The organism is Virgibacillus sp. FSP13, from assembly GCF_054048505.1.
In genome coordinates this window covers 65,578-73,600 of sequence record NZ_JBSVKG010000019.1, presented here as the reverse complement: position 1 = coordinate 73,600, position 8,023 = coordinate 65,578, and the positions used below count along the sequence as shown (strand labels likewise).

At 37.5% G+C, this 8,023-nt stretch carries 8 protein-coding genes; 2 read left to right on the top strand and 6 right to left on the bottom strand.

Features of this window, described 5'->3' with window-relative positions; genetic code table 11:
- Window positions 1-260: 260 nt before the first annotated feature.
- Window positions 261-482 carry a hypothetical protein gene (locus tag ACW2QC_RS15005; RefSeq protein ID WP_457544758.1) on the bottom strand — a complete coding sequence of 74 codons (222 nt, stop codon included), beginning with the start codon at window positions 480-482 and terminating at the stop codon, window positions 261-263.
- A gap of 651 nt (window positions 483-1,133) precedes the next feature.
- On the opposite strand from ACW2QC_RS15005, the gene pdaB reads away from it, so the two are divergent.
- Window positions 1,134-1,895: a polysaccharide deacetylase family sporulation protein PdaB gene (gene pdaB / locus ACW2QC_RS15000; protein ID WP_457544757.1), complete on the top strand. Its 762-nt coding sequence runs from the start codon at window positions 1,134-1,136 to the stop codon at window positions 1,893-1,895.
- Window positions 1,896-1,943: 48 nt separating this feature from the next.
- On the opposite strand, the gene ACW2QC_RS14995 is transcribed toward pdaB, so the two are convergent.
- On the bottom strand, window positions 1,944-2,609 hold the full coding sequence (locus ACW2QC_RS14995; RefSeq protein ID WP_457544756.1) for a KinB-signaling pathway activation protein: 666 nt from the start codon (window positions 2,607-2,609) through the stop codon (window positions 1,944-1,946).
- A gap of 541 nt (window positions 2,610-3,150) precedes the next feature.
- On the opposite strand from ACW2QC_RS14995, the gene gerD reads away from it, so the two are divergent.
- Window positions 3,151-3,756: a spore germination lipoprotein GerD gene (gerD, locus tag ACW2QC_RS14990; protein ID WP_457544755.1), complete on the top strand. Its 606-nt coding sequence runs from the start codon at window positions 3,151-3,153 to the stop codon at window positions 3,754-3,756.
- Between the two features lie 45 nt (window positions 3,757-3,801).
- On the opposite strand, the gene ACW2QC_RS14985 is transcribed toward gerD, so the two are convergent.
- From ACW2QC_RS14985 to ACW2QC_RS14970, 4 genes are all read right to left on the bottom strand, one after another.
- Window positions 3,802-4,863, bottom strand: coding sequence for a P-loop NTPase (locus ACW2QC_RS14985; RefSeq protein ID WP_457544754.1), 1,062 nt, complete (start codon window positions 4,861-4,863; stop codon window positions 3,802-3,804).
- Between the two features lie 241 nt (window positions 4,864-5,104).
- Entirely contained in the window at window positions 5,105-5,827 is a 723-nt protein-coding gene (gene cwlD / locus ACW2QC_RS14980) for an N-acetylmuramoyl-L-alanine amidase CwlD (RefSeq protein WP_457544753.1), read from the bottom strand.
- Window positions 5,828-5,922: 95 nt separating this feature from the next.
- Window positions 5,923-7,134: an efflux RND transporter periplasmic adaptor subunit gene (locus ACW2QC_RS14975; RefSeq protein ID WP_457544752.1), complete on the bottom strand. Its 1,212-nt coding sequence runs from the start codon at window positions 7,132-7,134 to the stop codon at window positions 5,923-5,925.
- A complete protein-coding gene (locus tag ACW2QC_RS14970; protein ID WP_457544751.1) occupies window positions 7,131-7,805 on the bottom strand; it encodes a hypothetical protein in 675 nt (224 codons plus the stop codon). The genes ACW2QC_RS14975 and ACW2QC_RS14970 overlap by 4 nt, the downstream gene beginning before the upstream one ends.
- Window positions 7,806-8,023 lie beyond the last annotated feature (218 nt).

The window sequence follows — 8,023 nt, the reverse complement described above, 5'->3', positions numbered from 1 at the left end:
TCAATTTTCTCGTCGCATCGTTTTTAACGACAAAAAGTAGTTTATCATGGTTAGGATTATCTGTCAATAAGTTTTTCAAAATCTTTTTTTCTGTTAACAACTTAATTAATAATTTCCCTAACAACAAAAACTAATATAGCATATAACTTTCCTCTTTTCAACAAATTTCGAGAAAAATTCGTTAGGTACCTCAAAAAAGAGTCAATAAATGATTAAATCTTATCGACTCATTTATTGACCTTCATTCATTCCTGTACTTTTCATTCATTCTTTGTGCGCTTAGGCATATACTTTAAACACTCCTGCTGGCTAGCTACACGGCGAAATAATTGGAAGAGAATCTTGTACCGTTCACGCATAGCCCGTTTCACTAAATGATCAATTCGATGGTCGTCTAAATCCAATAATAATTCTTCTAACTCTCTTTTCAATAAATATTCTATTTCCTTTTGTTCCATGTCATTAATTAATAACCCTAACATGTTGTTCCCACCTCAAACTTCCATAATCAGTTTAAATTCAATTTATTTAGTTGCTACATTTACATTTTTAACAAACTATCCATCCATCATATTCATTCGTAAAAAATAGCGAATGCTGTCGGTTTCTTACATTTGTCTTATGTATATATGTTCACAACGTTACTTCTAGAGGTTGTTCAAAAAGTCACCAAATAATAAGCGGCTAATCTCTTCGTTGGGGTAGAAGAACTTCTGCTAAAATCGTCCACGACAATAGCCAACTGTGCAAGTCCGCTCCTCATGTACCTATTTATGTACACTCCGGGGCTCAAAGCTAAGCCGCCTCGACCTTCGACGCACAGGACAAGGAAGGCTACGACAGCGATACATCGCACGAAGAAAAAGTGTATTTCTTTTTCGAGGACGTGCTTGTGTCGACGTTGGCTATTGACGTGACGAACTTAGTCGACCTTGCTTCTAATTTGGCAACTTTTTGAACACGCACTTCTAAATACCCCTTTTCCCTCCTTTTCTACTTTTTCATCCCATATTCACTTTATTTTTCAAGTTTTTTTAGTTTCTCCATACATTGTGTTTTTATCCATTAGGCTTGTTCATATTACGATGTCACAATCATAAACTAAGACAAAGGAGATTTTAGGGGGACATTTGATGGAACATTTTTATACTTGGCGTTTTAATAGGTGGAAGCGATGGTCGGTTGTTATTTTGCTCGCACTTTTCACTGCAACGTTTTTATGGTTTCAACGAGATGGAGCGTTTTCCGTTTTTTCTGCTGAAGAGGAACCAACCGCTTTAACAAAAGGAAATAAGGATGAGGCTAATATTGCATTAACATTTAATATTAGCTGGGGGGAAAATAAGGTCTTTGATATATTAAAACAATTAAAGCAAGAAAACGTACAAGCAACTTTCTTTTTAAGCGGTGAATGGGCGGAGCGACATCCAGAAATAGTTGAAAAGATTACAGATGGGAAACATGAAATTGGCATGCTTGGTTATCGCTACAAGAGTTATTTGGAACAAGATATTGAACAGGTGAAAAAAGATTTATTAAAAGCAAAAGAAGTGTTTCAAAAGCTTGGCTACAAAGATGTTAATCTCGTTAGACCGCCAAGTGGGCACTTTAACGAAGAAATTATTAAGTTAGCTGAAAATCTTGGACTTACAGTAATCCATTGGAATGTAAATCCAAATGACTGGAAAAATCCAGGTACGAATGAAATTACAGACACAGTGATGAAAAAAACTACAAACGGTGATATTATCCTGCTACATGCATCTGATTCTGTTAAACAAACAGCAAAGGCACTAAAAACCATTTTACCTGGCTTAAAAAACAAGGACTTTACATTTGTATCACTATCAGAATTGATCAATCAAGCACATGCAAAATCTAAGTTAGTCGAATAAACGTCAAAACCCGGTTGAGTCTATCCAAAGTCTCACCGGGTTTTGGTACTACGCTTTATTTGCATTCGTATTTTTATTCTTAGTTGGGCTATTCTTTTTTCCTTTTATTTCTTTTGATGGCTTATTAGGATCAGGTTTGTTAATTCGATGCAATATCAGTAATTGATACGTATTGCAAGCCAATAAAGGAACGATCATCAACCATGCATATTCCGTCCCACTTGTACGCAGACCAGGAACCCATTCAATTGTCGTCATCACAACCATTAAAAAAAGTGCTGGAATAAATGCCCGCTGATTCGTTTCTTTCGCCTTTATTTTAGCGATAATCCAACCATATATAAGGATAGCTGCAGCAATTAAAATGTATAACAATAACGAACCATCATCAGAGGCGTTATACGGAAAATAAATTAAATCAAAAACCACGAATGCAATTAATAGTACCTGAACAGTTGGCCAAAAACTACGAAATATACCTAACCCAAATTGATTAATGAACAAATAAGCAAAAAATCCAGTTTGGCTAACAAGACTAAATACAAAGCCAAGGCCCATAAAAAAGATGAGCACACCTAATAGATCAAAAAAATCAAATGGGTTTAACCATTTTGTATAGGAAGCTGTTTTTACAAAGAAACTGGTAATTATCCCAGCAGCACCGCCAATTGCCAATGTTGTTAAAAACAACCTCACCCATTTACGACTATTCAAACCAATATCCTCCTGCCATTAGTGCTATGTAGTTGATACAACATTTATTAACGTGAAAATTGTATTCAAATGCGTGTTCAATACATCATGGTGACTTATTGAACATCCTTCAATGGTATTCTATCACGAACGCACGCATTTTTCCTTTCTAACGTGCATATTTTTATCTTTTATTTCTCATATTAAACATATGTAAGATGTTGTTCAAAAAGTCACCAAATAATAAGCGGCGAACCACTTCGTCGGCTTTCAAGGAACTTCTGCTAAAACCGCCCACGACGATAGCCAACGCTGAAGTCAGCACGTCCTGTGCAAGCCCCCTCCTCATGTACCACTCCGGGGCTCAAAGCTACGCCGCCTCGACCTTTGACGCACAGGACAAGGAAAGCTACGACAGCGATACATCGCACGAAGAAAAAGTGTATTTCTTTTTCAAGGACATGCTAATGTCGACGTTGGTTATTGACGTGACGTTCTTAGTCGACCTTGCTTCTAATTTAGCAACTTTTTGAACATGCACTGTAAGGGAAGGAGGATTAAAATGCTTCGTGCAATTTTTATTTCCTTTGCTGGATTAACACTTTTGCTAGCTAGCGCTTGTGGTGGTGGGGAAAGTGCAGCAGGCGAAAAGGCTGATTACGATACAACCAAAAAAATGGTTGTTGATATATTGCAGACAGAAGATGGAAAAAAGGCACTGACCGAAATACTAGCGGATGACAAGCTTAAACAGCAACTGGTAATTCAAGATGATGCGGTTAAAAAGGCAATAAATGAAGCCCTTGTTTCCGAAAAAGGGAAAGAAATGTGGACAAAGTTATTCAATGATACCGAATTTGTTAAAGGGTATGCAAAATCAATGTCCGATGAGCATAAAAAATTAATGAAAGAATTAATGAACGATGCTGATTTTCAAAAGCAAATGCTGGATCTTCTCAAAAATCCGGAAATGACAGATCAGATGCTTGAAGTGTTAAAAAGCCAAAAATTCCGTTCACACCTGGAAGATACAATTAAGGAAACCCTCCAGACTCCATTATTTCAGGCTAAGATGACTGACATATTACTAAAAGCTGCTGAAGAAAAAAGCAAAGAAAAAGGTGGTAAATCAAAAGGAGAAGGTAAACGCGGAGAAGGTGGCGGATAAAAGCCATTAAAACAGAGGTGACATCTGCCACCTCTTGTTTGTTTTTTATTCTTCCATTTTCGCTACAACTTTCGCAGCAATTTTATGGTATTCTTTTCCTATTGGATGATCTTGTTGGTAAACAGATGGAGCAAAGATATCCTCTTCTTCATATGGCTGCTGTAAAGGTAATTGTCCAAGCAATTGCGTTTTTAATACCTCCGCAAGTTTTTTACCGCCGCCTTGACCAAATACGTACTCTTTTTCACCTGTTTTCTTGCTTTCAAAATAGGCCATGTTTTCCACAACACCTAATATTTTATGGTCCGTCTTCATTGCCATTTGCCCAGCACGTGCCGCTACAAAGGCAGCTGTTGGATGTGGTGTTGTTACGATAACTTCCTTACATGTTGGCAACATTTCATGAACATCCATGGCGATGTCTCCCGTACCTGGTGGTAAATCAAGAAGAAGATAGTCCAGATCATCGCCCCACTCTACTTCCTTGAAGAAGCTTGTTAGCATTTTACCAAGCATTGGGCCACGCCAAATAATTGGTGAGTTATCTTCCACAAAGAAGCCCATGGAAATAACTTTTACACCCATACGTTCTACAGGGAATATCTTCTCCCCACGTACTACCGGGCGTTCTTCCACACCCATCATATCCGGTACACTGAACCCGTAAATGTCAGCATCGATAATTCCGACCTTTTTACCGAGGCGCATTAAGGAAATAGCTAAATTAACCGTAACGGTAGATTTTCCTACCCCGCCTTTACCACTGGCAACAGCAATAAATTTTGTCTTCGAGTTTCCACCCATCAAGGATGCTTCTTGTTCCTTTTCGGCAGCTGGCTGGAACTTTTGAATAACCTCATCAGGCAACTTTTCAAACCGCAATCCAACAGTGTTAGCACCATTTTTCTTTAAAATGTTAACAATTTGTTGTTGCAACTGCATTTGTTCCCCTGTATTCGTCTTGCCGATTCCAACCTTTACACTAACATGCTTTTTCTCTTCCTTAATTGTTACATCTTTCACACCGCCAGTTTCCTCTAGCGTTTTATGTAAAAATGGGTCCTTAACCGAGCTAAGCAATTGTACAACTTCTTCTTTTGATAACACAGTAAACACCATCCCTTTCCTAGCATCGACAGAATTAGGCTAATGATCCACACGATAATTCCATCATTAATTGCTAGTATAACATAATTCACACAAAATCTAAGTGATATGAATCATGGGGTTAAATGTCAATATTTCATTGCAAAGGGCTCTTTATCTTTCCTTTTGTAAGAATGATTAACATCCCCCAACCACATCTATTTGGTTGAGGGATGTTACAATGATTAAACTATGAAATTCCTTACTCCTCTTCCTCTTCCACATCCTCGGTCACATACCGCAAAATACCCTCATATATACTGCCAGCCATTTTCCGCTGGTAATCCCCTTGTTTTAGCAATTCACGTTCATGCTCGTTCGATAAAAAGCCAATTTCTACTAACGACCCAGGGACCTCTGCGTGTTTTAATAAATATATATTATTTATGGCTAATGCTGAACGTTTGGTATTTTCAAGATTGCGAATAACTTCTGCCTGAATCATTTTCGCCAAATGTTTACTTTCTTCAAATTTAGGGTGATAAAATGTTTGCGCCCCACTCCAGCGAGTTGAAGGGATTGCGTTTAAATGAATCGTGACAAAAAAGTCCGCCTTTTTATCATGGATAAATGAAAGCCGCTTCCGAATATCCTCTGATTTTCTCCGAGCTAATCCACTTGTTCCATCCTCTGCCAAATCAACGTCCTTTTCCCTCGTTAGGTAAACAAGCGCTCCCGATTGCTGCAAGTAGTCTTGCAGTTTTTTGGCAACCATTAGCGCAATGTCCTTCTCAAGGGTTTCATCTTTACCTACAGCCCCGCCATCGGGACCGCCATGTCCGGGATCAATAACAATTGTTTTACCGGCAAGTGGTAATGACCATGATTCCCACGTTGATTCCGTCTTTTGAATCGGAAATTGAATTAAAAACGCTAAAAGTACTAAACCTGCCCCCCAGCTAATAACCTTTCCCATACGTCCCATATTTCCCTCGCCCCTTATTAGTATCTGCTTGAACTATTTTATGGGACGAGGCAGGCGTTTATGACTGGAATGGGGTTAAGTTTTATCTAATTCCTTTATCTCGACAACAGCCCAGTTACAAAGTTTTTCCAAAATTCATCTGCGTCAAATAATTGCTTCCAGCGAACTTCATCCAACTTCAACGGCGTTATAAATGTTGCTCCAGAACGAAATTGGCTTTTGTTGTCTTCCGCTACCCAGTCACCCAGGTTTGCCCCTTTCGTTATTTCTTGCCTATTATTCGAGTGAATTCCTTTTTTAATCTTTTGTTTGGATAATTTACCTTCACTGGTCATTTTCCAAATGCTATTACCAAAAATCACGTCATCATTTGCCACAGTTGCACCGGTTGATTCATCCATTGTAATTGCCATATTTGCATGAAATCCAGGTAACAATTCTGCTTGCTCTGCTTCACCTGAAAAGGATACATCAAATGGATAAATGCTTACCCCGCTTATATTTACTGTTTTTGGCGAATCACTGATTTTATTTATTGTTCCTTGCAATACGGTATCATTTTCATCAATACTTACCTCCACAGGCATACCTTGTTCCAGTTCCATTCGTTCTTTTTCCGTCAGCTCACCTTTTACATGTAGTTGATTGGATTCAATTGTAATTAATGGATCAGCCAACGATTCAGATACCATCGTTACATTTCCTTGATAAGGACTTTCTACAGTAATGGTATCCCCACTCATTTCTAGCTCGGTTAATTGCGTTTGTACACTTTTAAGTTGCGCATTTTTCTGAGCTAATTCATTTTCCTTCTGCGTCAAAAATTGCTTCTTCATGTAATCTGTTTCAACGGACGGAATTGTTGTTTCCTCATTATCATCCTCATTCCCAAGCGATACATTGATACGGGGAATTTGATAAAATGAGATAGTTGAAATCGCCTGCTCAATTGCGGAAATTTCTCCATTTATCTTATCCATTTCACTTTCCAATTGTGCTTTCGTTGCAAAATAATCTTGGACTTGATATGTATACAACCCATCTCCCGCATTTACCTGCGTACCTTCATCAACGAGAAATCCCTGGAAAGTCCCCATGTTGTCATTAAAATAGATATTATTTTCCTCCACCGCAGCCAAAACACCTGGTTTATCCATTTTTTCATACATATTCGCTTCAAAAGTTTTCGTCCAATCGGTTACATAAGACTTTCTTTCAACATTTCCTTCTTTATCAAAAACAATTAGGCAAATATTAATACCAATAAATAAGACAACACATAAATAGATAATTTTTTTCTGCTTCATTCAAACCACCCACTTATTAAATGAACATCAATAAAACCTAAAAACGTTACGGTTAACCAATATATAATATGTATAACAATTACACTAAGCCATATCCATCGCTTTTTGACAGTGGACAAGTAACGGATGTATTTCACCTGAAACCAGATAATCCATAACTGGAGTAAAGAGATTGCTCCAAAAAAAGAAATAATCCATGGCGTATCTGTAAAATAGGAGGCAATGATCCCAAATGATAGCGGTGAAACATACCAATCCAATCCCCAATATAGCATAAGCGGTATCCATAAGAGACGTTCCACAAGCATTATCAATAAAACGATTTGCTGCATAATAATGAGCTTTTGATACTGTATACCTGTTATCGAATACAAAATAAGGGAAGGGATAAATAATACAATAAGAGCTAACAGGATAGCAAAAACACATCGTCCGACAACAAAGCTAAATTTACTTTGCTCGTAATCTAGCATAGTTAACCCCATTGCATTGCTAGAAATAATATCGGACCCTATCCCAAGGGTGGCCATCCAAGCATAAATGATCACACTAAACAGGATTAATAATAGACATAATTTCCATAGATTTTTTACTTTTTCAGCTTTACCAATTCGGTATAAATGATCGTCCATGGAAAACAAAAGTTTAATTATGTTAATAGAATAGACCATTTGCTACATTCCTTTTCTACGTGACATTTCCAGAAGCTTATTAGATTTAATTTTAACTTATCGTGTGACGAAATTCTACAATTTTTACGACTTTTGATTATATATAGGGAAAAGTAACTATATGTTGAAAAACCTTCCTCTCCAACAAGTAAGTGCATACCGGTTAGATTGTTCTGGAAATAATTTTTCTCAACTAGGAAACATTAAATACTGTTTAG

Bases quoted from the DNA above. Each gene is read 5' to 3' on its own strand.
- pdaB (WP_457544757.1), top strand. From the start codon at position 1,134: ATGGAACATTTTTATACTTGGCGTTTTAATAGGTGGAAGCGATGGTCG.
- ACW2QC_RS15005 (WP_457544758.1), bottom strand. From the start codon at position 482: ATGTTAGGGTTATTAATTAATGACATGGAACAAAAGGAAATAGAATAT.
- ACW2QC_RS14975 (WP_457544752.1), bottom strand. From the start codon at position 7,134: ATGAAGCAGAAAAAAATTATCTATTTATGTGTTGTCTTATTTATTGGT.
- gerD (WP_457544755.1), top strand. From the start codon at position 3,151: ATGCTTCGTGCAATTTTTATTTCCTTTGCTGGATTAACACTTTTGCTA.
- cwlD (WP_457544753.1), bottom strand. From the start codon at position 5,827: ATGGGACGTATGGGAAAGGTTATTAGCTGGGGGGCAGGTTTAGTACTT.
- ACW2QC_RS14970 (WP_457544751.1), bottom strand. From the start codon at position 7,805: ATGGTCTATTCTATTAACATAATTAAACTTTTGTTTTCCATGGACGAT.